19 protein-coding genes and 1 pseudogene are annotated in these 23401 nt (G+C 70.6%); 9 read left to right on the forward strand and 11 right to left on the reverse strand.

The features are described 5' to 3' along the window. Positions 1–40: 40 nt before the first annotated feature. Both AC06E6_RS02235 and purM read right to left on the reverse strand, forming a co-directional pair. Positions 41–484: a hypothetical protein gene (locus AC06E6_RS02235; protein ID WP_478060140.1), complete on the reverse strand. Its 444-nt coding sequence runs from the start codon at positions 482–484 to the stop codon at positions 41–43. Positions 485–508: 24 nt separating this feature from the next. Then, positions 509–1567, reverse strand: coding sequence for a phosphoribosylformylglycinamidine cyclo-ligase (gene purM / locus AC06E6_RS02240; RefSeq protein WP_104940246.1), 1059 nt, complete (start codon positions 1565–1567; stop codon positions 509–511). A gap of 46 nt (positions 1568–1613) precedes the next feature. Between purM and AC06E6_RS02245 the strand changes: the two genes are divergently transcribed. The 3 genes from AC06E6_RS02245 to hda are packed head-to-tail and all read left to right on the forward strand — an operon-like array spanning position 1614 to position 4632. After that, entirely contained in the window at positions 1614–2774 is a 1161-nt protein-coding gene (locus AC06E6_RS02245; protein WP_237723402.1) for a DUF2066 domain-containing protein, read from the forward strand. Beyond that, positions 2771–3940, forward strand: a complete 1170-nt coding sequence (locus AC06E6_RS02250) for an AI-2E family transporter (protein ID WP_161613411.1) — start codon at positions 2771–2773, stop codon at positions 3938–3940. The genes AC06E6_RS02245 and AC06E6_RS02250 overlap by 4 nt, the downstream gene beginning before the upstream one ends. Next, positions 3937–4632, forward strand: coding sequence for a DnaA regulatory inactivator Hda (gene hda, locus AC06E6_RS02255; RefSeq protein ID WP_240212211.1), 696 nt, complete (start codon positions 3937–3939; stop codon positions 4630–4632). The genes AC06E6_RS02250 and hda overlap by 4 nt, the downstream gene beginning before the upstream one ends. Positions 4633–5015: 383 nt before the next feature. Here hda and murU read toward each other — a convergent pair whose 3' ends face one another. The 4 genes and pseudogenes from murU to AC06E6_RS02275 all read right to left on the reverse strand — a co-directional run bounded on the left by murU (position 5016) and on the right by AC06E6_RS02275 (position 8651). Continuing rightward, positions 5016–5720 carry an N-acetylmuramate alpha-1-phosphate uridylyltransferase MurU gene (gene murU, locus AC06E6_RS02260; protein ID WP_240212210.1) on the reverse strand — a complete coding sequence of 235 codons (705 nt, stop codon included), beginning with the start codon at positions 5718–5720 and terminating at the stop codon, positions 5016–5018. Further along, a pseudogene (locus tag AC06E6_RS02265) lies at positions 5717–6730 on the reverse strand (aminoglycoside phosphotransferase family protein). The gene murU and the pseudogene AC06E6_RS02265 overlap by 4 nt, the downstream one beginning before the upstream one ends. A 93-nt stretch (positions 6731–6823) precedes the next feature. After that, positions 6824–7093 carry a GlsB/YeaQ/YmgE family stress response membrane protein gene (locus AC06E6_RS02270; protein ID WP_054667206.1) on the reverse strand — a complete coding sequence of 90 codons (270 nt, stop codon included), beginning with the start codon at positions 7091–7093 and terminating at the stop codon, positions 6824–6826. Between the two features lie 64 nt (positions 7094–7157). Next, on the reverse strand, positions 7158–8651 hold the full coding sequence (locus AC06E6_RS02275; protein ID WP_240212208.1) for a M20 family metallopeptidase: 1494 nt from the start codon (positions 8649–8651) through the stop codon (positions 7158–7160). Positions 8652–8851: 200 nt separating this feature from the next. Here AC06E6_RS02275 and AC06E6_RS02280 point away from each other — a divergent pair, with 200 nt between their 5' ends. Then, a complete protein-coding gene (locus AC06E6_RS02280; protein WP_104939386.1) occupies positions 8852–9184 on the forward strand; it encodes a ComEA family DNA-binding protein in 333 nt (110 codons plus the stop codon). Between the two features lie 540 nt (positions 9185–9724). On the opposite strand, the gene AC06E6_RS02285 is transcribed toward AC06E6_RS02280, so the two are convergent. Next, positions 9725–11131 (reverse strand): GntP family permease, encoded by a 1407-nt coding sequence (locus tag AC06E6_RS02285; protein WP_240212207.1) that lies wholly within the window; start codon positions 11129–11131, stop codon positions 9725–9727. A gap of 163 nt (positions 11132–11294) precedes the next feature. Between AC06E6_RS02285 and AC06E6_RS02290 the strand changes: the two genes are divergently transcribed. Next, the gene (locus AC06E6_RS02290; RefSeq protein WP_478060142.1) at positions 11295–13532 is read left to right on the forward strand and encodes a TonB-dependent receptor; all 2238 of its coding nucleotides are present in this window, start codon (positions 11295–11297) and stop codon (positions 13530–13532) included. A 240-nt stretch (positions 13533–13772) separates the two neighbouring features. Continuing rightward, a complete protein-coding gene (locus tag AC06E6_RS02295; protein WP_478060143.1) occupies positions 13773–17120 on the forward strand; it encodes a PAS-domain containing protein in 3348 nt (1115 codons plus the stop codon). Positions 17121–17139: 19 nt separating this feature from the next. Here the strand turns inward: AC06E6_RS02295 and AC06E6_RS02300 are convergent, their stop codons facing one another. From AC06E6_RS02300 to AC06E6_RS02315, 4 genes are all read right to left on the reverse strand, one after another. Next, complete coding sequence (locus AC06E6_RS02300) at positions 17140–17496, reverse strand: carboxymuconolactone decarboxylase family protein (RefSeq protein WP_161613419.1); 357 nt, start codon at positions 17494–17496, stop codon at positions 17140–17142. A gap of 110 nt (positions 17497–17606) precedes the next feature. Then, positions 17607–17978 carry a rhodanese-like domain-containing protein gene (locus tag AC06E6_RS02305; protein WP_293763099.1) on the reverse strand — a complete coding sequence of 124 codons (372 nt, stop codon included), beginning with the start codon at positions 17976–17978 and terminating at the stop codon, positions 17607–17609. After that, complete coding sequence (locus AC06E6_RS02310; RefSeq protein WP_478060145.1) at positions 17975–18328, reverse strand: ArsR/SmtB family transcription factor; 354 nt, start codon at positions 18326–18328, stop codon at positions 17975–17977. The genes AC06E6_RS02305 and AC06E6_RS02310 overlap by 4 nt, the downstream gene beginning before the upstream one ends. Before the next feature lie 2 nt (positions 18329–18330). Continuing rightward, entirely contained in the window at positions 18331–18720 is a 390-nt protein-coding gene (locus AC06E6_RS02315; RefSeq protein ID WP_161613422.1) for a rhodanese-like domain-containing protein, read from the reverse strand. A gap of 97 nt (positions 18721–18817) precedes the next feature. Here AC06E6_RS02315 and AC06E6_RS02320 point away from each other — a divergent pair, with 97 nt between their 5' ends. The 3 genes from AC06E6_RS02320 to AC06E6_RS02330 are packed head-to-tail and all read left to right on the forward strand — an operon-like array spanning position 18818 to position 23381. Continuing rightward, complete coding sequence (locus AC06E6_RS02320) at positions 18818–19021, forward strand: YgaP family membrane protein (protein ID WP_104939381.1); 204 nt, start codon at positions 18818–18820, stop codon at positions 19019–19021. A gap of 9 nt (positions 19022–19030) precedes the next feature. Continuing rightward, entirely contained in the window at positions 19031–20104 is a 1074-nt protein-coding gene (locus tag AC06E6_RS02325) for an efflux RND transporter periplasmic adaptor subunit (protein WP_293763091.1), read from the forward strand. A 1-nt stretch (position 20105) separates the two neighbouring features. Beyond that, the gene (locus AC06E6_RS02330) at positions 20106–23381 is read left to right on the forward strand and encodes an efflux RND transporter permease subunit (RefSeq protein ID WP_478060147.1); all 3276 of its coding nucleotides are present in this window, start codon (positions 20106–20108) and stop codon (positions 23379–23381) included. Positions 23382–23401 lie beyond the last annotated feature (20 nt).

Raw genomic sequence — 23401 nt, forward strand, 5'->3', positions numbered from 1 at the left:
GCGTGGCCCGGAGGAGGGGGGAAGGGCGGTGGCGTACCGTTCAAGCGAAGGCCGCCTTGACCGAAGGACGCATCAGCACGATCAGGGTGAACACGCCCAGTACCGTGCCGAAGGGCATCATCATGCAGGAGATGGCGGCGACCACCAGGCACAGCGTGTAACGCCGGCGCTGCCGCAGGCAGCGGCCGGCATGGGCCATGAAGCCAGCCAGGGCCAGGCCGCAGGCAATGAAGACGCCGGCGAAGGCGACGAAGAACCAGCCGAACAACCGCGGATCGATGGCCTGCGCACCGGAAGTGCCCGTCTCCACCGGCAGCTTGCCGGTGGCCATGGCCAGCCCCATCACCAGGTGCAGCACGGGGATCAGCGAAAACAGCCCGGTGATCGCCGCCACCACGTAATGGAAGATCGACAGCAGGCGCAGCTGGCTGGCGTCCTCGTCGGTCAGCCTGGGCGGCGGGGCGGGGGCGGTCACCGGGTCCATGGGGCAGCGTGCGCTCCGGAAACCTCAGCCGATGCGCACGCGCTCGCCGCCCTCGGCCGCGACCACCTGGCCGATCTGCCAGTGCGCCAGCTGCAGCGTGTCGAGCGAGGCGCCGATGGCGGCGGCCTGGTCGGCCGGCACCAGCAGCACGAAGCCGATGCCGCAGTTGAAGGTGCGCCACATCTCGCTGTCGGCGACATTGCCCTCGCGCTGCAGCCACTGGAACACCGGCGGCAGGGTCCAGCTGCCGGCATCGATGTCCAGGCCCAGGCCGTCGGGCACCACGCGGATGATGTTCTCGGTCAGGCCGCCGCCGGTGATATGGGCCATGCCGTGGATCGCGGCGCCGTGTTCCTTCAGCAGCGACAGGATCGGCTTGACGTACAGGCGGGTCGGTGCCATCAGCGCGTCCACCAGTTTGACGCCGTCCTCCAGCACCAGGTCGGCCGGCTGGCCGGCGCGGTCGTAGATCCGGCGCACCAGCGAGTAGCCGTTGGAATGCGGGCCGGAGGAAGCGATGCCGATCAGCACGTCACCCTGGCGCACGCTGGAGCCGTCCTTCAGCTCGCTCTTCTCCACTGCGGCGACGGTGAAGCCGGCCAGGTCGTACTCGCCCGGGGCGTACATGTCGGGCATCTCCGCGGTCTCGCCACCGATCAGCGCGCAGCCGGCCTCGGTGCAGCCGTTGGCGATGCCGCCCACGACCGCGGCGGCGGTGTCGATGTCGAGCTTGCCGGTGGCGAAGTAATCCAGGAAGAACAGCGGTTCGGCGCCCTGCACCAGCACGTCGTTCACGCACATGGCGACCAGGTCGATGCCGATGGTGTCGTGGCGGCCGAGCTGCTGGGCCAGCTTGAGCTTGGTGCCGACGCCATCGGTACCCGAGACCAGTACCGGCTCGCGGTACTTGCCGGACAGGTCGAACAGCGCGCCGAAACCGCCCAGCCCGCCCATCACCTCGGGGCGGAAGCTGCGCTTGACCAGCGGCTTGATGCGCTCGACCAGTTCGTTGCCCGCGTCGATGTCCACGCCGGCGTCACGGTAGGTCAGGGGAGAGTTGGCGGAAGTCGGGGAACTGGTCACGGGCGGCTGCACTGGCGGGGTGAACGGGCGATTTTAACAGGCCACGTTGGCGCCAAGGCCGCATTCGGGCAACAATTCCCACCGGAACCGTCGAGCAATGGAACCCTCAATGCGTCGCAGCCTGGCCTTTTTCCTGTTTATGGCGCTCTGCCTGTCCGTCCCGGCGGCGCTTGCGCAGTCCGGCCTGCGTACCGAGGGCGACATCGCCAGCGCCCAGAATGCCTACGAGGCGGAGGTGCCGGTCAACAGCCAGGGCGACGCCGACCGCAACGGCGCCCTGGCGCGCGCGCTGGGCGCGGTACTGGGCAAGCTGTCCGGCGACCGCAGCGCAATGACCCGCCCGGGCGTCGCCCAGGCGCTGCGCAGTGCCAGGGACATGGTCGAGAGCTACGACTACCGCCAGGACCAGAGCGTGTCGGCCTCCGGCGCACCCAGCTTCCGGACCATGCTGGTGGCGCGTTTCCGCCAGGACGACGTGGACGGGCTGGTCGCGGCGCTGGGGCTGCCGGTATGGCCGCAGCCGCGGCCCAAGCCGGTGGTGTGGATGGCGATCGACGACGGCAGCGGCCCGCGCCTGGTGGGCGTGCAGCAGGCCAATGCGGCGCGTCCGCTGCTGGACCGCGCCGTCGAGCGCGGTTTCCGCCTGGGCCTGCCCGGTGGCGGCGCCGCCGAGCAGGCGCTGGTCGGCGCGATCTGGCGCCAGGACACCGCCGCCATCGCCCGCGCCTCGACGCGCTATGCCCCGCCGATGCAACTGATCGGCAAGCTGTACCGCGCCAGCGGCGGTGGCTGGATGGCCGACTGGGTGTTCGTCGATGACGGGCGCGAGCTGGCGCGCTGGAGCACCCGCGACGGCGATGCCCGCCGCGCCATGGCCGGTGGCGCCGACGGTGCCGCGGACGCGCTGGTCAAGCGCTACGCCAAGGCGCCGGTGACCGGTGCCGCCGGCACCTACCGCATTCGCGTCAGCGGGCTGCGCACCGCGGCCGATTACCTGCGCGTGGCCGCCACCCTGCAGTCGGTGCCGGTGGTGCGTTCGGTCGTGCCGGTACACGCGTCCGGCGATCGCCTGGAGCTGGACCTGGAGCTGATGAGCGGCCTGCAGGGCCTGAACCGCATGCTCGGCGCCGATGCCGCGCTGCAGCCGGTGGCACCGCCTGCCGAAGGCGCGCCGGCGTCCACCACGGCCGAGTACCGCGTCCGATGAACAGTAGCGCCGATACCGAAATCGCGCTGTTCCTGCGCCGCGTGAAGTGGGCGGTGCTGGGGGCCTTCGCCATGTGGGTGCTGTGGCTGCTGGCGCCGATCCTGACCCCGTTCGTGGTGGCGCTGATGCTGGCCTGGCTGGGCGATCCGCTGGTGGACCGGCTGGAGGCGCGCGGCCGGTCGCGCAATACCGCGGTGATCTTGGTGTTCGCGCTGATGATCCTGCTGCTGGCGCTGGCGCTGCTGATCCTGGTGCCGATGATCCAGCGCCAGATCACCACCCTGGTGGCCGCGCTGCCGCAGGCCCAGGAATGGCTGATGGGCACCGCGCTGCCGTGGATCGAACGGCGTACCGGGGTGGAGATCCTCGGCTGGCTGGAACCCGAACGCCTGTTCGAGTGGGTGCGCACCCATTGGCAGCAGGCCGGTGGCGCGGCCAGCACCCTGTTCGGCTACCTGTCGCGCTCGGGCTTCGCGATGGTGGCCTGGGTGGTGAACCTGGCGCTGCTGCCGATCCTGGCGTACTACTTCCTGCGCGACTGGGACCGCCTGGTCGAGCGCGTCGCCTCGGTGATCCCGCGCAACCATATCGAAACCGTGTCGCGGCTGGCGCGCGAATCCAACGACGTGCTGGGTGCCTTCATCCGTGGGCAGATCGCGGTGATGATCGCGCTGGGCGTGGTGTACGCGGTGGGCCTGTCGGTGGTCGGACTCAACCTCGGCCTGCTGATCGGACTGGTCGCCGGGCTGATCAGCTTCATTCCCTACCTGGGCGCCACCACCGGCGTGGTGCTGGCGGTGCTGGCGGCGCTGGTGCAGGCGCAGGGCTTCGACCTGAAGCTGCTGGCGCTGGTCGGCGTGGTGTTCACCGTCGGCCAGTTGCTGGAGAGCTACGTGCTCACCCCGCGCATCGTCGGCGACAAGATCGGCCTGCATCCGGTGGCGGTGATCTTCGCGGTGATGGCCGGCGGCCAGTTGTTCGGTTTCCTCGGCATGCTGCTGGCGCTGCCGGCGGCGGCGGTGATCAACGTGCTGCTGCGCTACGCGCATGAGCGTTACCGGCAGAGCGAACTGTATGCCGGGCACGGCCCGACCATCGTGCTGCAGTCCAGCGGCGAGCCCGCCCCGGGCATGGGCATCGTGCCGAAGGACGTGGAACCGAAGTGAGCGTGCCGCAGTTGCCGCTGGCCCTGCGCTATCCGCCGGACCAGCGATTGGAGACCTTCATCGGTGCCCCGGACGGGGCGCTGGCGCAGTTGCGCGCCGCCGCCACCGGCGACAGCCGCGACTGGGTGTATCTGGTCGGCCCCGCGGGCAGCGGCAAGACCCACCTGGCGCTGGCCGTGTGCGCGGCCGCCGAGCAGGCCGGGCGCGGTTCGGCCTACCTGCCGCTGCAGGCCGCCGCCGGGCGCCTGCGCGATGCGCTGGAGGCGCTGGAGGGGCGCGACGTGGTCGCGCTGGATGGCCTGAATGCCATCGCCGGCCAGCGCGAGGACGAGGTGGCGCTGTTCGATTTCCACAACCGTGCGCGTGCCGCCGGCGTGACCCTGCTCTACACCGCCAGCGCCGCACCCGACGCGCTGGGGCTGGTGCTGCCGGACCTGCGTTCGCGGCTGTCGCAGTGCGGGCGCATCCTGCTGGACGCGCTCGACGACGCCGGCCGCGGTGCGGTGCTGCGCGAGCGCGCGATCCGTCGCGGGCTGGCACTGGACCAGGCCGCGATCGACTGGCTGCTCACCCGCACCGGGCGCGACCTCGGTGGCCTGGTGGTGTTGCTGGACCGGCTCGACCGCGAGTCGCTCGCGGCCAAGCGGCGGATCACCGTGCCGTTCCTGCGCCAGGTGCTGGACGGATCCTGAGCAACACGGCGATCACCTGGCCGGGGGGGGGGGCCGGGAACGTTCCAGGCGAGGCAGGTGGGTTGCATGGGTGCGGGGCTTGCCCCCGCACGAAGCCTTGCCGGGAATGCACGAGGCTTCACCGGGAAAGCGCCGTACGGGGCAAGCCCCGTACCTACGACAGATTTGTTCGTTCACGGGAGGAACCCGCTCCGGTGAATCGACCAGGGCAGGGTCGCCGCTGGTGCTCTGGATGCGGGCGCGGAGGATGTAAGCCCCGACCCGTGATTGAACGGCGCGTTGGCGCAATGCTCTCCGTAGGTGCGGGGCTTGCCCCGCACGATGCCTCGCCGGGAATGCACGAGGCTTCACCGGGAAAGCGCCCTACGGCGCAAGCCCCGTACCTACGATGAGAGGGCTTCTTCCAGCGCCTGCAGCCGCTGCGGGGTGCCGACGTCGGTCCACCGGCCGCGGTAGTGCTGGCCGGTCATGCGGCCCTGCGCCATGAAGTGCTTCTGCAGCGGCACCACGCTGAAACGCGGCGGGGTGCGCTCGCTGCCGGGGGCATCGCCGATCACCGCGCGCCAGCCCTGCAGGATCGACGGGCGATACACGCCGATGCCGGCATACGTCAGGCACGGTGCGTCGCGGTCGTCATGCAGCACGCCGTGCGCGTCCAGGTGGTAGTCACCGCGCGGGTGCTGCGGTGGATTGTCCACCAGCAGCAGGTGCGCCTCGCCGGCCGGCTCGCGCGGCAGCAGCGAAAAGTCGAAGTCGGTCCAGATGTCGCCATTGACCACCAGGAACGGCGCCTCGCCCAGCAGCGGCAGCGCGTTGAGCATGCCGCCGCCGGTCTCCAGCGGGGTCGGCCCTTCGTGGGCGTAGTGCAGGCGCAGGTTCCAGCGGCTGCCGTCGCCCAGCGCCCGGGGGAACTGCTCGGCCAGCCACGAGGTGTTGATCACCACGTCGTGCACGCCGAGCGCGGCCAGCTTTTCCAGGTGCCATGCGATCAGCGGCTTGCCGCCGGCCGGCAGCAGCGGCTTGGGCGTGTGCTCGGTCAGCGGGCGCATGCGCTCGCCCAGGCCGGCGGCGAAAACCAGTGCCTTCATCGGGTGGCCCGCGCGGCGAGCGCCGGCTTGATCCGCCGCTGCAGCAGCGACTGCAGCGCCGACAGCTGTGGGTGGCGCTGCAGGACCTCGTCCAGGTAGGCGATGAAGCGCGGCACGTCTTCCAGGTAATGGCTCTTGCCGTCGCGGTAATGCAGGCGCGAGAAGATGCCGAGGATCTTCAGGTGGCGCTGCACGCCCATCCAGTCGGCGTCGCGCAGGAAGGTGGCGCGGTCGGGCACCGGCAGGCCGGCGCCGAGCGCACGCGCGTGGTAGCGCGCCAGCCAGTCGTCCACGCGCGGCAGCGGCCAGCTGAGGAAGGCATCCTTGAACAGGCTCACCGGGTCGTAGGCGATCGGCCCGCGCACCATGTCCTGGAAATCCAGGACCGCCGGGCCGTCGGCCACCGGCATCAGGTTGCGCGGCATGAAGTCGCGGTGGGTCATCACCTGCGGCTGCCCCAGCGCGTTGTCCATCAGCCGCCGCTGTACCAGTTGCAGGCCCTCGACCTCGCCGCAGTCCAGCTGCAGGCCGAGATGGCGCTGCAGGAACCATTCGTCGAACAGGCCGGCATCGCGCTGCAGCAGCGCCTCGCCGAACTCGCCGAAGCCGTCGGGCACCGGGATCGACTGCAACCGGACCAGCTGCTCCATGGCGCGGTCGAACCACGCATCGGCATTGCCGTCGTCCAGCAGCCGCGCCAGGGTCGGCGCGCCAAGGTCCTCCAGCAGCAGGAAGCCGGCATCCAGGTCCTGCGCGAGCAGCGCGGGCACGCGCAGCCCATGCGCCAGCAGCAGCTCGCGCATGCGCAGCCAGGGCCGCGGATCCTCCAGCCCGGGCGGTGCGTCCATGACGATATGGCTGCCCGCATCACCGGTGACGCGTCAGTAGCTGCGGAAGCCGGCATCCACCGAGGCGCGCTCGATGCTGGCGGTGGCGTCGGCCAGGCGTTCACGTGCCCACTCCAGGCGGTGCCGCGCGCGCTGCGGTTCGAGGGAAATGTCCGGGTTCATCGGTGGAGCGTGCTCGCAGGTGCCAATGGCCCCGCCGCCGGGGCGCTGCGCTCCGGGGACGTGCCGTGTTGGAAGGGAAATCCGGGATGGGCTTCAGCGCTTGCCGCTGACCAGCCGCAGCAGCGCCAGCAGGGCGATGGCGCCGATGATGGCGCCGACGAAGCCGGCCGGCTGCCCGGCGGCATACCAGCCCATCTCGCGGCCGAACCAGCCGGCGAACACCGCGCCGGCGATGCCCAGCACGATGGTGAGCAGGCAGCCCATGCGGTTGTTGCCGGGCATGAAGAAGCGCCCGAGCAGGCCGACCACGAAGCCGACCAGGATGATGTACAGCCAGCTGTCGCTGCCAAACAGTCCGCTCATGTGCGCGCCCGCTCCAGGAAAAAACGCAGCCTAGCAAGGCCAGGCTGCGTCGTCATCGCGCCGCTCAGCAGCAGCCGTGGCCGCCGTGGCGGGTGCCGCTGTCGGCGGCCACCGGCGAGCCGCTGGTCTCGCCGCGCAGGCTGGCTGCGTGGTGGTCGAACAGCACCTTGGAGACGCAGGCGGTGACCCGCTTGCCCATCGGGATGTGCAGGAACTCGTTCGGGCCGTGCGCATTGGAGTGCGGGCCGAGCACGCCGGTGATCATGAACTGCGCGCCGGGGAACTTCTCGCCCAGCATGCCCATGAACGGGATCGAGCCGCCTTCACCCATGTACATGGCCGGCTTGCCGAAGAAGGCCTGGCTGGCGTCGTCGATCGACTTCTCCAGCCACGGCGCCATGGCCGGCGCGTTCCAGCCGGTGGAGGCCTTTTCCAGTTCCAGGCTGACATGGGCGCCGTTCGGCGGGTCGCGCAGCAGCGCTTCCTTCAGCAGCTCGCCGCAGGCCTTGCCGTTGGCGGTCGGCGGCAGCCGCAGCGACAGCTTCACCGAGGTTTCCGGGCGCAGCACGTTGCCGGCCGACTCCAGCGGCGGCATGCCGCCGATGCCGGTGACCGACAGCGCCGGGCGCCAGGTGCGGTTGAGCACCAGCTCGGTCAGGTCCTCGTTCATCGGCTTGAGGCCGTCGACCAGCGGGAACTTGTCGAAGATGGCGGTATCGACCACTTCGGCCGCGCGCCGGGCCTGTTCCAGGCGCTCGGCCGGGATTTCGGTGTGCAGGCCGTCGAGCAGGATACGGCCGGTGTTCTCGTCCTCGATGCGCGAGAGCAGCTGGCGCAGCAGGCGGAAGCTGGACGGCACCACGCCGGAGGCGTCGCCGGAGTGCACGCCCTCGTTGAGCACCTTGACGGTGAAGTTGCCGCCGGTCAGGCCGCGCAGCGAGGTGGTGCACCACAGCTGGTCGTAGTTGGCGCAGCCCGAGTCCAGGCACACCACCAGCGACGGCTGGCCGATGTGCCCGGCCAGGTGGTCGACGTAGGCCGGCAGGTCGTAGGAGCCGGATTCCTCGCAGGCCTCGATCAGGATCACGCAGCGGGCGTGCGGCAGGCCCTGTTCCTGCAGGGCGAGCACCGCGGCCAGCGAGCCGAACAGGGCATAGCCGTCGTCGGCGCCGCCGCGGCCGTACAGCTTGTCGCCGCGCAGCACCGGCTTCCACGGGCCCAGGTCGGGATCCCAGCCGGTCATTTCCGGCTGCTTGTCCAGGTGGCCGTAAAGCAGCACGGTGTCGTCGCCGGTCTCCGGGCCGGAGGCCGGGATTTCCAGGAAGATCAGCGGGGTGCGGCCTTCCAGGCGGACCACCTCGACCTGCAGGCCCGGGATCTTCTGCGCCCTGGCCCAGCCCTCCATCAGCGCCACGGCCTGGTCCATGTAGCCATTGGCAACCCAGTTCGCGTCGAACATCGGCGACTTGTTGGGGATGCGGATGTAGTCGACCAGCTGCGGGACGATGTCGCTGTCCCACTTGTCACTGAGAAATTGGCCGAGCTTGGCGCTGTCCATTCGGGAACTCCGGTTGCGAAGGTTTCAGATGCGCCCATTCTACGCCGTCCGTCTTGTAGGAATTTTCCTACAAGGAATCGGGCGGTTTGCCGGCTGCGGTGTGAAGGCGCGGCGGATAGGCTGTGTTCATGTGGCGCGGAACACTGGACTGGCCGGCGGGACTGCCGGCATTCCAGTCCAAGCCACAAGGAGTTGCAGCGATGAAGCGTTTCACCGTGATGCTGAAGTCACTGGTTCTGGCGTTGTTGTTGACCGCATCGGCGCATGCCACGGACAAGGTCGACATCAACACCGCCACCGCGGCGGAGCTGGACCAGGTATTGGTGAATGTCGGCGCCGCCAAGGCGCAGGCGATCGTCGAATACCGGCAGGCGAACGGCCCTTTCAAGAGTGTCGAGGAACTGGCACTGGTGAAAGGCATCGGTTTGAAGACGGTCGAACGGAATCGTGACCTGATCGGCGTGGGCGCAGGAACCGCCTCCGCCGCCAGGCCTGCCAAGCCGGCAGCGGCCAAACCGGTCGAAAGACGCTGAGCGGAAAGGAATCGCGGTTATGTGCGCCGTCTGGACGACGGCCACACGGAGAACCCCGCATAGCCAGGAGGCAGGGGAGAGGCAGGAAGCCTACAAGGACGTGAATATCGCCCGGTGTTGCACAGTGACGTGCAGCCGGGCGATTCTTTTTGCGGCCGTGGCGGACCACCGAGGCTTGGCATTGGCCGCGGCATTCCCGGTCACCGCCCGCCGCCAGCCGCCCGCCCGGACAGGGCGTCCTGCCGGCCATGCAATCCAGCTCGATGCCCGCGTCCCGCGCACTGCAACCGGCCGCGTTCGGCGCCCACGCAGTGGCTGCGGCCTCCCCGCAGTGGCCGGAAATGCCGGACCGCCCCGATTCATGCCCGACCAGCGGTCGCCCTGTCCCGCTGCGGCAGGCCCGCCGCGCAGCGCGACCGGCGCGGGGCCTGCGCGATGTGGCGCGACCCCACCGGCTTGATGCTGTCCCTTGGGGGACGAGGGGCGGTTGACTGCCCAAACCCGCTGGTGAGCGCCCGCGCGGCGCGCGTGCCCCTGTCTTCAGACCACGCCGGTGGCGTAGTACACGCCGATGATCGCGAACACGGCCAGGGTCTTGATGATCGTGATGGCGAAGATGTCCTTGTAGGACTGGCGGTGGGTCAGGCCGGTCACGGCCAGCACGGTGATGACCGCGCCGTTGTGCGGCAGGGTGTCCATGCCGCCGGACGCCATCGCCGCCACCCGGTGCAGCACGTCCATGGGAATGCCGGCGGTCTGCGCGTTGGCGATGAAGCTGTCGGCCATGGCCGCCAGGGCGATGCTCATGCCGCCCGACGCCGAGCCGGTGATGCCGGCCATGGCGGTGACGGAAATGGCCTCGTTGACCAGCGGGTTGGGGATCGACCCCAGTGCGTTGGCCACGACCAGGAAGCCGGGCAGGGCGGCGATCACCGCGCCGAAGCCGTACTCGGAGGCGGTGTTCATCGACGCCAGCATGGCGCCGCCGATCGCCGATTTAGTGCCCTCGGCGAAGGCCGCCACCACCGGCTTCCAGGCAAGCACGACGACGCTGAGGATGCCCAGCAGCAGCGCCCCCTGCACCGCCCAGATGGCGGCGACCTTGGACACCTCCTGCACCACCGGCGCGGGGTTGCCGATCACCGCGGGCACGAACGACTGGCTTTCGCCGTAGAAGCCGGGGATCCAGCGGGTGAACAGGAAATTGGCCACGCCCACCAGCAGCAGCGGCAGCACCGCCAGCAGCGGGTGCGCCAGGCGGTCGCCCCTGAAGGGCTCGGGCTCGTTGCGCAGCGCTTCGTCGGTACCGGCGTAGCCCTCGCCGCGGGCGATGGCGACCCGCCGGCGCCATTCCAGGTAGCTCATGCCCAGCACCAGGATCACGACCGTGCCGATCACCCCCAGCCAGGGCGCGGCCCAGCCGGTGGTGCCGAAGAACGAGGCCGGGATGATGTTCTGGATCTGCGGCGTGCCCGGCAGCGCGTCCATGGTGAATGTGAACGCCCCCAGGGCGATGGTGCCCGGGATCAGCCGTTTGGGAATGTTGCTCTGGCGGAACAGCTCGGCGGCGAACGGGTAGACCGCGAACACCACCACGAACAGCGACACCCCGCCGTAGGTCAGCAGCGCGCAGACCAGCACGATGGACAGCATCGCGCGCTGTGCGCCGACCAGGCGGATGGTGGCGGTGACGATCGACTTGGAGAAGCCGGAGATCTCGATCAGCTTGCCGAACACCGCGCCGAGCAGGAACACCGGGAAATACAGCTTCAGGAAGCCGACCATCTTGTCCATGAACAGGCCGGTGAACATCGGCTGCACCAGCGTCGGGTCGGTCAGCAGCACCGCGCCCAGCGCCGCCACCGGCGCGAACAGGATCACGCTGTAGCCGCGGTAGGCCACGAACATCAGGAAGCACAGCGCCGCCAGTACGATCAGAAACGACATCCACGGCTCCCCGGCCAGACACGATGCCGGCGAGTATCGGGAGCCGGCCCGGCCCGGCCCACTGTACGAACGGACGATACGCCCGCTCCTAACGCCCCGTTAACGTGCGCTACGTGGGCGGCATCCGTGTGCCGCCGTGTCATACCCGGGAGGAGGGAGACCAATGAAGCGCAAGTATCTGAGCATGGCCGTGGGCTGTGCACTGCTGGCCCCGGCCGCATTCGTGCAGGCCCAGGAACAGCAGCCGGCGGCCGGCCAGCAGGCCACCCAGCTGGACGAAGTCACCGTGACCGCGCGGCGTCGCGCCGAGTCCATCCAGGACGTGCCGGTGGCGGTGTCGGCGTTCGGCGAGGAGCAGATCAAGGACCTGCAGGCCTCCACCGTGGAAGGCCTGCAGGGCGCGGTGCCGAACATGAACATCGCCCAGGGCCGCGGCTCGGCCAACAGCGTCAACGTGTTCATCCGCGGCATCGGCCAGCCGGACGCGCTGCAGACGTTCGACCCGGGCGTGGGCATGTACGTCGACGACGTCTACTACTCGCGCATCAACGGCGCGCTGTTCTCGCTGTTCGACATCCAGCAGCTGGAAGTGCTGCGCGGCCCGCAGGGCACGCTGTATGGCAAGAACTCCACCGGCGGCGCGATCAAGCTGACCACCAAGAATCCGTTCGACAACGAGGGCGGCGCGGTGGAAGTCACCGCGGGTGACTACGGCCGCCTGGAAGGCCGCTTCTACGTTTCGGGCAAGCTCAGCGACACCATCGCCGCCAGCATCGCCGGTGCCAAGATCACCAACGACGGTTACGTCAAGGACGCCGAGACCGGCAAGCGCTACAACGACGACGACACCGAGGCGCTGCGCTTCAAGATGGCCTTCAACCCCACCGACAGCTTCCGTGCCACGCTGTCGCTGGACACCACCAAGCAGGACGCCGCGCTGACCCTGGGCCGGCCGATGGCCGACCTGCGCCAGACCAGCCTCGCGCCGGCCGGCGTGATCGTGCTGCAGCCCGGCGAGACCGGCGAGTGGAACCGCCGCGCCCTGACCTCGTTCAAGAACGGCGAGGGCCAGTACCTGAAGCACTCCGGTGCATCGCTGGCGATGGACTGGGACATCAACGCGCAGTGGACGCTGAAGAGCATCAGCTCCTACCGCAAGCTCAAGACCAAGTCTTACATCGACATCGACGCCTCCGAGTACGAGCTGGGCGACGTGCTGGTCGCGTTGAACCAGGACCAGAAGAGCCAGGAATTCCAGCTGCACTACGACAACGGCTCCAACCTGCACGCCACCTTCGGCGCGTACTACATGAAGGAGAACGTCCCGTCCTACCAGGAGGCCTATGCCGACGACCTGTTCTCGTTCCTGGGGGCGAAGGTGCCGTTCCTGCGCACCATCAACGATGACCTGACCACCACCTCCAACGCCGCCTTCGCCCACCTCAACTGGGAGTTCGTGCCGAGCTGGACCGTGGCCGCGGGCGTGCGCTGGACCAAGGACAAGAAGGATTACGCCCGTTCCACCAGCACCTTCTGGGGCGCACCGTTCACCGCCCTGAACGAAACCGTGGCCTTTGCCGCCAAGGCCTCGTGGACCGCGGTCACCCCGTCGATCAGCCTGCAGAAGGCGTTCGGCGACAACCTGATGGGCTACGTGTCGGCCAACCGCGGCTTCAAGTCCGGCGGCTTCAACGGCCGCGCCAACACCCGCTACGACACCCAGCACGCCAAGTTCGATCCGGAATACGTGTGGACCTACGAGCTCGGCCTGAAGGGCAGCTCGGCCGACCGCCGCTTCCGCGGCAGCGCGGCGGCGTTCTACAGCAACTACAGCGACTTCCAGGCGCGCGTCTCGCAGGACGTGGGCACCTTCCCGGTGCTCAACGCGGCCAAGCTCAACATCAAGGGCATCGAGCTGGAGGGCAGTGCGCTGCTGGGCGAGGCCACCACGCTGAGCGCACAGATCGGCTGGATGGACGCCAAGTACGACAAGTTCGAGGACTTCCGCCTGGATCCCTCGTACCCGGGCTTCGATCCGAACGTGAACCATGACCACGTGCCGTTCTCGCCGGACTGGACCGCGCGCGTGGCCCTGCAGCACGTGTTCTCGCTGGGCGACAACGGCAACCTGACCTTCGGTGGCGATGTCTCCTACCGCGGCAAGACCTGGCTGAGCGTGGACAACCGCGCGGTGCTGAGCCAGGACGCCTACACCCTGCTCGGCGTCTACGGCGTGTGGGATTCGCCGCAGATGGCCTGGCAGGTGCGTGCCGGCGTGCGCAACCTGACCGACAGGGAATACAAGACCGAAGGCCAGGAGTTCGCCAGCGTGGGCAACATCCAGACCGCCTACTACGGCCTGCCGCGCAACTGGTACATGTCGCTGCGCTACAACTTCTGAGGCGCGTGCCGCAGTTCCGCAACCCGGCCCTCCCTGCGCCCGCAGGGAGGGCTTTTTCGTGCGCGGGCCCGCAGCCGCGGCGTGGCGGTGGCGGGGCGCGGCCGCATGCCGCGCACGGGGCCGGCGCGCGGCGCGCGGGGCGCCGGCCACCATGCCGCGGCCGGGCCGGGGTCCGCGCGGTTCCGCCACGCGGGGCGTGCGCCGTATCCTGCCCGCCATGCATACGGGGACTGCTTGCGCATGTTGAGTCTGGTGACGGTGGCATTGGCCGGAGTGGCCTGGCTGGTGCTGATGTTCGGCGTCGCGCTCTATGGCGAACGCCGGCCCACCGTGTTCGCGCGCCACTGGCGCCATGTCTACGCGCTGTCGCTGGCGGTGCACTGCACCTCGTGGACGTTCTACGGCACGGTCACCCAGGCCGCGCGCTATGGCTGGCCGCTGCCGCCGACCTTCGTCGGCGCGATCCTGTTCTACGCGCTGGGCATCGGCATGATGGTGCGCCTGGTGCGGCTGGCGCGCGAGACCAACGCGACCTCGCTGGCCGACCTGATCGCTGCGCGGCTGGGGCGCGACGCCTGGCTGGCGGCGACGGTGACGCTGATCGCCGCGCTCGGGCTCATTCCCTACATCGCGCTGCAGCTCAAGGCGGTGGCGATGAGCTTTGCCATGCTCACCCTGCGCTCGGCCGATGCGGTGGACGCCGCGCCCTGGCGCGACAGCGCGCTGTACGTGGCGCTGGCGATGGCGCTGTTCGCGATGCTGTTCGGCGCGCGCCGCGCCGACGTGTCCGAGCACAACCGCGGGCTGGTGCTGGCGATGGCCGCCGAGTCGCTGTTCAAGCTGGGCGCGATGCTGGCGCTGGGCGCCTTCGTCTGGTTCGGGCTGGATGCGGTGGCGGTGCCGCCGCCCGCGCCGGTGGCGGATGCGCCGGCCGGCGGCTTCATGCCGCTGGTGCTGCTTGGCGCGCTGGCGATGTTCCTGCTGCCGCACCAGTTCCACGTCGGCGTGGTCGAGTGCCGCGACCCGGCCGACATCCGCACCTCGCGCTGGCTGTTCCCGCTGTACCTGCTGCTGATCGCGCTGCCGATCCTGCCGCTGGCGCGCGCCGGCACCGCGTTGCTGGGCGACAGCGTGCCCAGCGACATGTACACCCTGGCCCTGCCGTTCTCCGCCGGGCACACCGGGGTGGCGCTGTTCGCCTTCCTCGGCGGGCTCAGCGCGGCCACCGGCATGGTGGTGGTCAGCACGTTGACCCTGAGCCTGATGATCGGCAACCACTGGTTCGCGCCGGGCCTGCTGCGCAGTACCTGGGCCCGCGCCGGCGGCGACCACCGCCGCGAACTGGTGTGGCTGCGGCGCGCCGGCATCTGCGTGATCATGCTGCTGGCCTGGGGCTACAGCCGTTCGATCGGCGGCGGCAACGTACTGGCCGACATCGGCGCGATCTCGTTCTCGGCGATGGCCACGCTGGTGCCGGTGCTGGGGTTCGCGATCTGGCGGCCGCAGACGCCGCCGCGCGCGGCCATCGCCGGGGTGCTGGCCGGTTTCGCCACCTGGGCCTGGGTGCTGCTGCTGCCGACCCTGCTGGAGAGCAGCGGCAGGGTGCCGGCCTGGCTTGCCGACGGGCCGCTGGGCTGGCGCTGGCTGGCGCCCGAGGCGCTGTTCGGGCTGACCGGCTGGAGCCCGCTGGGACGCGCGGTCGGCGCCAGCCTGTTCGTCGGCACCGCGGTGACGCTGCTGGTGATGGCCTGGCGCCGCGACACGCCCGACCGCACCCGGCGCAACCTCGACGCGGACGCACTGCGCGACGCCGGCCGCCGCTTCCTGCCGTGGGAGAAGGTGCAGCGGCTGCTGGCCGACGCGCCGCGGCAGGGGCCGGTGCCGGCGGCGACCGAGGCCAGCATCGAGCGCGAATTGTCCGCGGTGCTCGGCGCGGCGTCGGCGCGGCTGCTGCTCGACGCCGCGCGCCGCGAGAGCGGCGAACTGGCCACGGTCGCGGCCATCGTCAGCGAGGCCTCGCTGGACCTGCGCTTCAACCAGCAGGTATTGCAGGCGGCATTGCAGAACATGAGCCAGGGCATCAGCGTGATCGACCGCGAGCAGCGGCTGGTGGCATGGAACCGTCCGTATGCGCAGTTGTTCGGCTTTCCCGATGAACTGCTGCAGGTGGGCCGGCCGATCGTCGACCTGACCCGCTGGGCGCTGCAGGCGCTGCCGCAGCGTGGCAGCGACGAGCGTGCGGTGGACCGGCGCCTGGCGTTCATGCGCGCCGGCACCGCGCACCTCACCGAGCGGGTGTTCCCGGACGGCCGCATCGTCGAGATCCGCGGCAATCCGATGCCCGGCGGCGGCTTCGTGGCTACCTTCACCGACGTCACCGAGTTCCGCCGCACCGAACAGGAACTGATGCGCAGCAACGAGACGCTGGAGCAGCGGGTGGGCGAGCGCACCGCGCTGCTGGAGTCGGCCAAGCGCGAGGCCGAGCGCGCCAACGACGCCAAGAGCCGGTTCCTGGCCGCCATCGGCCATGACCTGCTGCAGCCGCTGCATGCCGCGCACCTGTTCACCGACACCCTGGCGCAGCAGGTGGAGGCGCCGTCGCAGCGGCAGGCGGTGGCGCAGATCCGCGGCGCGCTGGATTCGACCACGCAGCTGCTCACCGGCCTGTTCGACATGTCGCGGCTGGAGGCCGGCGGGCTGGTGCCGCAGCCGCGCGGGATGCCGCTGGCCGAGGTGCTCGACCCGCTGGCTTCCGAGTTCCGTGCACTGGCTGCGGCGCGTGGGCTGGGCTTCCGCTACGTGCCGACCCGCGCCTGGGTGAACAGCGACCCGCAACTGCTGCGGCGGGTGCTGCAGAACTTCCTAGCCAATGCGGTGCGCTATACCGCGCGCGGCGGCGTGCTGCTGGGCGTGCGCCGCGAGGGCGGACGGCTGCGCATCGAGGTGCACGACACCGGGCCGGGCATCGCCGCGACCGAGCAGCGGCGCATCTTCGAGGAGTTCCGCCGTGGCGAGGACAGCGGCGGTCAGGGGCTGGGCCTGGGCCTGGCCATCGCCGACCGCATCGCCGGCCTGCTGCAGGCGCCATTGCGGCTGCGCAGCATGCTCGGCCGGGGCACGGTGTTCTCGGTGGCGGTGGATGCGTTGCCGGTGTCCACGCCGCCTGCGCCGCCTGCGCCGCCGGGACCGGCGGAGCCGGCGGCGCGCGGTGCGGTCCGGGTGCTGGTGGTGGACAACGACCCGGCGGCGCTGGCCGGGCTGGCGGCGCTGCTGCGCGGCTGGGGCTACGACGTGGCCGAGGCGTCGGCCGAGGCGGCTGCGGTCGCGGCGATGCAGGCCGCGCCGGCGGCGCTGTGGTTGTTCGACTACAACCTGGACGACGGCGACACCGGCACCGCCCTGCAGGCGCGGCTGGGGGCGCGCTTCGGCACCCGGCCGACCCTGATCCTCAGCGCCGACGACAGCCTGGCCACCCGCCGCGAGGTGCTGGAGCAGGGCCTGACCCTGCTGCACAAGCCGGTGCGGCCGCTCGCGCTGAAATCGATCATGGACCGGCTGCTGGCCGCGCGCGCGCTGGCCCGGCCATAGCGCGCGCGGCCGGGCGTGCTCAGCCCTGCGCGGTGCTGAACTCCTCGAACGCCGCCAGCGCGTTGGCCGCGTACATCAACGACGGGCCGCCGCCCATGTAGACCGCCACGCCGAGCATCTCGCGGAACTCCTCCGGGGTGGCGCCCAGCCGGACCAGCGCCTTGGCATGGAAGCCGAGGCAGCCATCGCAGCGGTTGGCCACGCCGATCGCCATGGCGATCAGCTCCTTGGTCTTCTCATCCAGCGCGCCGGCCGCCATCGCCGCCTTGCTGAGCGCGCCGAAGCCCTGCATCACATCGGCGTTGTGGGTGCGCAGCGGGGTGAGGTTGCGCGAGATGTCGCGGGTCAGGTCGGTGTAGGACGGGGTGGCGCTCATGGATTTGCTCCTGGGTAAGGGAAGGGGAACGGTGCCCGGCGATTGCCGGCGTGGTGGGAACAGGCATCGGCGCCGGGCGCCGCTGTGCAGGACGGGCCGGTAACGTGTGGTCAGCCCTGCGGTGGTGTGGTCGGCAGGCCCGCGGCGGCCCAGGCCTGCATGCCGCCGGCGACGTTGACGCAGCGCACGCGCGGGTGCCCTGCCAGCGCCGCCTGGGCGATGCGCGAGCGCATGCCGCTGTGGCAGATCAGCAGCAGTTCGTGGGGGGTGTCGGCCAGGTCCAGCGTCTCCAGCGCGCCGGCCGCGCCCGCGCGGATGCGCGACAGCGGCAGCAGGCGTGCGCCGGGCGCGTGGCCGCGGGCGAACTCGGCCGGTTCGCGCACGTCCACCAGCACCGCGCCACGCTGCATGCGCGCACGCGCTTCATGCGCCGTGAGCTGCGCGCCGCGACCGCCGAACAGGGCCCGCAGCAGCGCGATCATCGCCTGGCCGCCCGGCTGCGGGCGGCGGGGGCGCCGCAGTAGATGCCGTGCAGGGTGTGCATCACCGCCGCCGCCGGGCCGTCGGCCAGGGCGTAGACGATGGTCTGCGCCTCGCGCCGGGTCACCACCAGGCCTTCTTCGCGCAGCACCGCCAGGTGCTGCGACAGCGCCGACTGGCTCAGGTCCAGCAGGGCGTTGATCTCGCCCACCGAATGCTCGCCCTCGGCCAGCAGGCACAGCACCTGCAGCCGGTTCTCGTTGGCCAGCGCCTTGAGCAGCTGCGCGGCGTCGCCGGCATGCGCGCGCATCGCGGTCACGTCGAACGGCGGGCGGGAAGCGGTATCGGCCATCATCATTCCTGTTCCAGCGGGAGGGCTTCATTGCGCCACGCGGCAACGCCGCCGGCAAGCGAACGCACGTCGCTGAAGCCGAGTTGGCGCAGGCTGTCGGCGGCCAGTGCCGAGCGGCCGCCGGTCAGGCAGTACAGCAGCAGCGGACGGTCGGGGCGGGTCAGTTCCTGACTGGTGGAACACGCCAGCGCCGGGTGGGCGTGGATGCGGAACTCCAGCACCCCGCGCGGGATGTTGACCGCGCCGGGCAGGTGGCCGGCGGCATATTCGTCCGCTTCGCGCACGTCGATGATCGCGACGCTGCCGGCCGGCCAGGCGGCGACTTGCTGCGGGGAAACCTCGCGGATGCGGGCGCGGGCGGCGGCGACCAGGTCGTTGATGGAGGCAGGCATGGCGGTTCCTTATATCAGTTGACGCTAATATTAGTAAATGCTAATGTTCAGTGCAACCCGGCATCCGTGCCGTCCCGTGCAGCCCAGGAGAATCCGTATGAACCTAGACCGTGCCGTCCTTGCCTTCGCCGGCGTGATGGTCCTCGCCAGCGTCGCCCTCGCGCATTTCGTATCGCCGCTGTGGCTGTGGCTCACCGTGTTCGTCGGCGCCAACCTGCTGCAGGCCAGCGTCACCGGCTTCTGCCCGGCCGCCATCGTGTTCCGCAGGCTGGGCGTGCCCGGCGGCTGTGCGTTCAAGTAAGGCGGCGCCGTGGAACAGAACACCCTGCGCCCGCGCCATGCCCTGGCCCTGCTGCTGGCCGCCTCTTTGGCGGCCTGCGGCGGGGGCCAGCCTCAGCCTGCCCCGATCAAGGTCGAGGGCCTGTCCAGCATCGAAGTGCGGGCCGCCGACGCCGGCGAAGGGCGCGGCTGGGATGGCGTAGTGGAGGCCGTGCGCCAGGCCACGCTGTCGGCGCAGACCAGCGGGCGGGTGGCGCAGGTGGAGGCCGATGTCGATGACCGGGTGGCCGCCGGGCAGGTGCTGTTGCGGCTGACCGCGGTCGAACAGCAGGCGGGGGTGGACGCGGCGCGTGCGCAGGTGCGTGCCGCCGAGGCCGCCGCGCGCGAGGCCGAGCTCGACTATCGCCGCCATGCCGACCTGGCGCAGGGCCAGTATGTGTCGCGGGCGCAGCTGGACCGTGCCCGCGCCGCGCGCGACACCGCGGTGGCCGCGCGCGATGCGGCCCGCGCGCAACTGGCCAGCGCCGGCCAGCAGGGCAGCTACACCCTGGTGCGCGCACCGTATGCCGGCATCGTCAGCAGCCGCGACGTCGAGCCCGGCGAGAGCGTGAACCCGGGCCAGCCGCTGATGACGGTGTTCGCGCCCGATGCGCTGCGCGTGGAAGTCAGCGTGCCGCAGTCCGAGGCCGATGCGATCCGTGCCGATGCCGTGGCCCGGCTGCAGCTGGACGACGGGCGCCAGGTCGACGCGGCGCAGGTGACGGTATTCCCGGCCGCCGATGCCGCGACCCATGCGGTGAAGGTGCGGGTGCTGCTGCCGGTGCTGGAGGCAGCGCCGGTGCCCGGCAATACGGTGCGGGTGGTGTTCCCGGCGGTGAAGGGCGGCGCGTATCCGCAGATACCGGTCTCGGCGCTGCTGCGGCGGGGCGAGGTCGATGCCGTCTACGTGCTGGCCGATGGCCGGCCGTCGCTGCGGCAGTTGCGCCTGGGCGAACGCCGCGGCGACCAGGTGGAGGTAATCGCCGGGCTCGCGGCGGGCGAGCGCATCGCCGCCGATCCACTGGCGGCGATGCAGGCGCTGGCCGCTGCCCGCGGGGAGCGTTGACATGGCGCCGCACGATACGCCGCGGCTGGGTGTTTCCGGCCGCCTGGCCCGCATTTTCCAGGACAACCCGCTGACCCCGATCCTGGCGTTGCTGGGGTTGCTGCTGGGCCTGGTCGCGGTGGCGATCACCCCGCGTGAGGAAGAGCCGCAGATCGACGTGACCATGGCCAACGTCATCGTGCCGTTCCCCGGCGCCGACGCGCGCCAGGTGGAGCAGCTGGTGGCCTATCCGCTGGAGCGTCGGCTGGCCGGGATCGAGCAGGTCAAGCACACCTATTCGGTCAGCCGCCCGGGGCTGGCGGTGCTGACAGTGGAGTTCGACGTCGGCGTGCCGCGGCAGGCGGCGCTGGTGCGCCTGTACGACAAGGTGTTCTCGAACATGGACTGGATGCCGCCGGACGTGGGCGTCGGCCAGCCGATCATCAAGCCACGCGGCATCGACGACGTGCCGGTGATGGCGCTGACGCTGTGGGCCGATGCGCCCGCGCCGACGGCGGCGGACCGCGCTGCCGGCGGGCGTGGCGCGCTGGAACTGTCCCAGGTCGCGCATACCCTGGAAACCGAGCTCAAGCACCTGCCCGGCACCCGTGACGTCTACACCATCGGCGCGCCCGAGCGGGCGATGATGGTGACGCTGGATCCGGCGCGCCTGGCCGCCCATGGCCTGGCGGTGAACGACCTGGCCGCGGCGCTGCAGGCGGCGAACCTGGCGCGCCAGGCCGGCGAACGCATCGGTGGCGACGGCGTGGTGCAGGTCAGCGCCGGGCGCTTCCTGGCCGACCGCGCCGACGTGGCCGGGCTGGTGCTGGGGGTGGACGGCGGGCAGCCGGTGCGGCTGGCCGACGTGGCCACGGTCAGCGATGCCACCGACCTGCCGTCGCGTTATGTCTGGCACGGCGCGCCGCCCAGGCGCGCCGGCCCGCGCACCGGCGTGGCCCCGGCGGTGACCCTGGCCATCACCAAGCAGCCGGGCAGCAATGCGGCCGACATCACCGGCGCGGTGCTGGAGCGGATCGAGGCGCTGCGCGGGCAGGTCATTCCCGAGGGCGTGGAAGTGGCCGTCACCCGCGACTACGGCGCGACCGCCAGCGACAAGGCGCAGACCCTGATCAAGAAGCTGGTGTTCGCGACCGGTTCGGTGGTGCTGCTGGTGCTGTTCGCGCTGGGCCGCCGCGAGGCGCTGGTGATCGGTTCGGCGGTGGTGCTGACCCTGGCGGTGACGCTGTTCGCGTCCTGGGCCATGGGTTTCACCCTCAACCGGGTGTCGCTGTTCGCGCTGATCTTCTCGATCGGCATCCTCGTCGACGATGCCATCGTGGTGGTGGAGAACATCCACCGGCACATGGCGCAGGGCGGAAAGACCCTGCGCGAGGCGATCCCGCCGGCGGTCGACGAAGTGGGCGGGCCGACCATCCTGGCGACCTTCACCGTGATCGCCGCGCTGATGCCGATGGCCTTCGTCAGCGGCCTGATGGGGCCGTACATGCGGCCGATCCCGATCAATGCCTCGGTCGGCATGGTGCTGTCGCTGCTGATCGCGCTGGTGGTCACCCCGTGGCTGTCGCTGAAGCTGCTGCGCCGCCATGCCGGCGCAGCGGTGGCCGGCGCCCACGGCCATGTCGAAGGCGGCATGGCCGCGCGCCTGCACCACGTGTTCGCGCGGGTGATGACGCCGTTCCTGGCCGGTGACGGCGCCGCGCGCCGGCGGCGCTGGCTGTTCCTGGCCATGGCCGTGCTGGTGGCGCTGGCCGCGAGCCTGGCGGTGTTCCGCCTGGTGGTGCTGAAGATGCTGCCGTTCGACAACAAGTCCGAACTGCAGCTGGTGGTGGACATGCCCGAAGGCAGCACCCTGGAGGCCACCAACGCGGTGCTCGCCGAACTGGCCGGCGTGCTCGACCGCACCCCGGAGGTGCTGCACTACCAGGGCTACGCCGGCACCGCCGCGCCGATCAATTTCAACGGGCTGGTGCGCCAGTACTACCTGCGCGAGGGTGCCAACGCCGGCGACCTGCAGGTCAACCTGGTCGACCGCCACGCGCGCAGCCGCAAGAGCCACGACATCGCCGTGGCGCTGCGCCCGGAAGTGGCGCGGGTCGGACGCCGCCATGGTGCCTCGGTGAAGGTGGTGGAAGTGCCGCCGGGACCGCCGGTGCTGTCGCCGATCGTGGCCGAGCTGTACGGCCCGGACCATGCGCGCCTGCGCCAGATCGGGCGCGCGCTGACCCAGCGCTTCCTCGACACCGACGGCATCGTCGACGTCGACAGCAGCGTCGAGGCCGATGCCGCGCGCGAGGTGCTGGTGGTGGACCGCGAGCGCGCGGCGCGGCTGGGCGTGTCGCAGGCGGACATCGTGCAGACCATCGCCGCCGGGCTGGCGGGCAGCGACGCCAGCCATGTCATCGACAGCGGCTCGCTGTACCCGCGCCCGATCCGGCTGCGGCTGCCGGCCAGCGGCCAGGCCACGCTCGACGGCGTGCTGGCACTGCGGGTACGCGGCGGCAATGGCCAGCTGGTGCCGTTGTCGGAGCTGGTGACGGTGCGGCGCGCGCCCTGGGATGGCGCGATCCAGCACAAGGACCTGCTGCCGGTGGTGTACGTGATGGGTGACGAAAGCGGCAGCATCGACAGCCCGCTGTACGGCATGTTCGACCTGGTCGGCCAGGTCGGCGACCACGCCATCGACGGCCAGCGCCTGGCGCAGTTCTTCGTGCGCCAGCCGACCGACGGCGCCGGCTTCGGCATCAAGTGGGACGGCGAATGGCAGATCACCTACGAGACCTTCCGCGACATGGGCATCGCCTATGCCGCCGGCATGGTGCTGATCTACCTGCTGGTGGTGGCGTACTTCCGCAACTACGCGGTGCCGCTGGTGATCATGGCGCCGATCCCGCTGACCGTGATCGGGGTGATGCCGGGCCATGCGCTGCTCGGGGCGCAGTTCACCGCGACCAGCATGATCGGCATGATCGCGCTGGCCGGCATCATCGTGCGCAATTCGATCCTGCTGGTGGATTTCATCAACCACCTGGTCGAACGCGGGCAGACCCTGGAGCAGGCGGTGGTCGATGCCTGCGCGGTGCGCGCCCAGCCGATCGCGCTCACCGCGCTGGCGGCGATGGCCGGTGCGTTCTTCATCCTTGACGACCCGATCTTCAACGGCCTGGCGATCGCGCTGATCTTCGGCATCCTGGTGTCGACCGTGCTCACCCTGGTGGTGATTCCGCTGCTGTACTACGCGCTGCTGTCGCGGCGGCACCAGCGCCAGGCAGCGGCATGACCGGTGGCGCGGCGCGTACC

The organism is Stenotrophomonas sp. Steno-Z10-HUANG (assembly GCF_056393075.1).

What these genes read in the sequence shown, in the direction of transcription:
- AC06E6_RS02280 (WP_104939386.1), top strand. Translation starts at nt 8,852, where the DNA reads ATGAAGCGTTTCACCGTGATGCTGAAGTCACTGGTTCTGGCGTTGTTG.
- AC06E6_RS02275 (WP_240212208.1), bottom strand. Translation starts at nt 8,651, where the DNA reads ATGGACAGCGCCAAGCTCGGCCAATTTCTCAGTGACAAGTGGGACAGC.
- AC06E6_RS02270 (WP_054667206.1), bottom strand. Translation starts at nt 7,093, where the DNA reads ATGAGCGGACTGTTTGGCAGCGACAGCTGGCTGTACATCATCCTGGTC.
- AC06E6_RS02310 (WP_478060145.1), bottom strand. Translation starts at nt 18,328, where the DNA reads ATGGCCGATACCGCTTCCCGCCCGCCGTTCGACGTGACCGCGATGCGC.
- murU (WP_240212210.1), bottom strand. Translation starts at nt 5,720, where the DNA reads ATGAAGGCACTGGTTTTCGCCGCCGGCCTGGGCGAGCGCATGCGCCCG.
- AC06E6_RS02290 (WP_478060142.1), top strand. Translation starts at nt 11,295, where the DNA reads ATGAAGCGCAAGTATCTGAGCATGGCCGTGGGCTGTGCACTGCTGGCC.
- AC06E6_RS02250 (WP_161613411.1), top strand. Translation starts at nt 2,771, where the DNA reads ATGAACAGTAGCGCCGATACCGAAATCGCGCTGTTCCTGCGCCGCGTG.
- AC06E6_RS02315 (WP_161613422.1), bottom strand. Translation starts at nt 18,720, where the DNA reads ATGCCTGCCTCCATCAACGACCTGGTCGCCGCCGCCCGCGCCCGCATC.
- AC06E6_RS02295 (WP_478060143.1), top strand. Translation starts at nt 13,773, where the DNA reads ATGTTGAGTCTGGTGACGGTGGCATTGGCCGGAGTGGCCTGGCTGGTG.
- AC06E6_RS02285 (WP_240212207.1), bottom strand. Translation starts at nt 11,131, where the DNA reads ATGTCGTTTCTGATCGTACTGGCGGCGCTGTGCTTCCTGATGTTCGTG.
- AC06E6_RS02300 (WP_161613419.1), bottom strand. Translation starts at nt 17,496, where the DNA reads ATGAGCGCCACCCCGTCCTACACCGACCTGACCCGCGACATCTCGCGC.
- AC06E6_RS02305 (WP_293763099.1), bottom strand. Translation starts at nt 17,978, where the DNA reads ATGATCGCGCTGCTGCGGGCCCTGTTCGGCGGTCGCGGCGCGCAGCTC.
- AC06E6_RS02320 (WP_104939381.1), top strand. Translation starts at nt 18,818, where the DNA reads ATGAACCTAGACCGTGCCGTCCTTGCCTTCGCCGGCGTGATGGTCCTC.
- AC06E6_RS02235 (WP_478060140.1), bottom strand. Translation starts at nt 484, where the DNA reads ATGGACCCGGTGACCGCCCCCGCCCCGCCGCCCAGGCTGACCGACGAG.
- AC06E6_RS02330 (WP_478060147.1), top strand. Translation starts at nt 20,106, where the DNA reads ATGGCGCCGCACGATACGCCGCGGCTGGGTGTTTCCGGCCGCCTGGCC.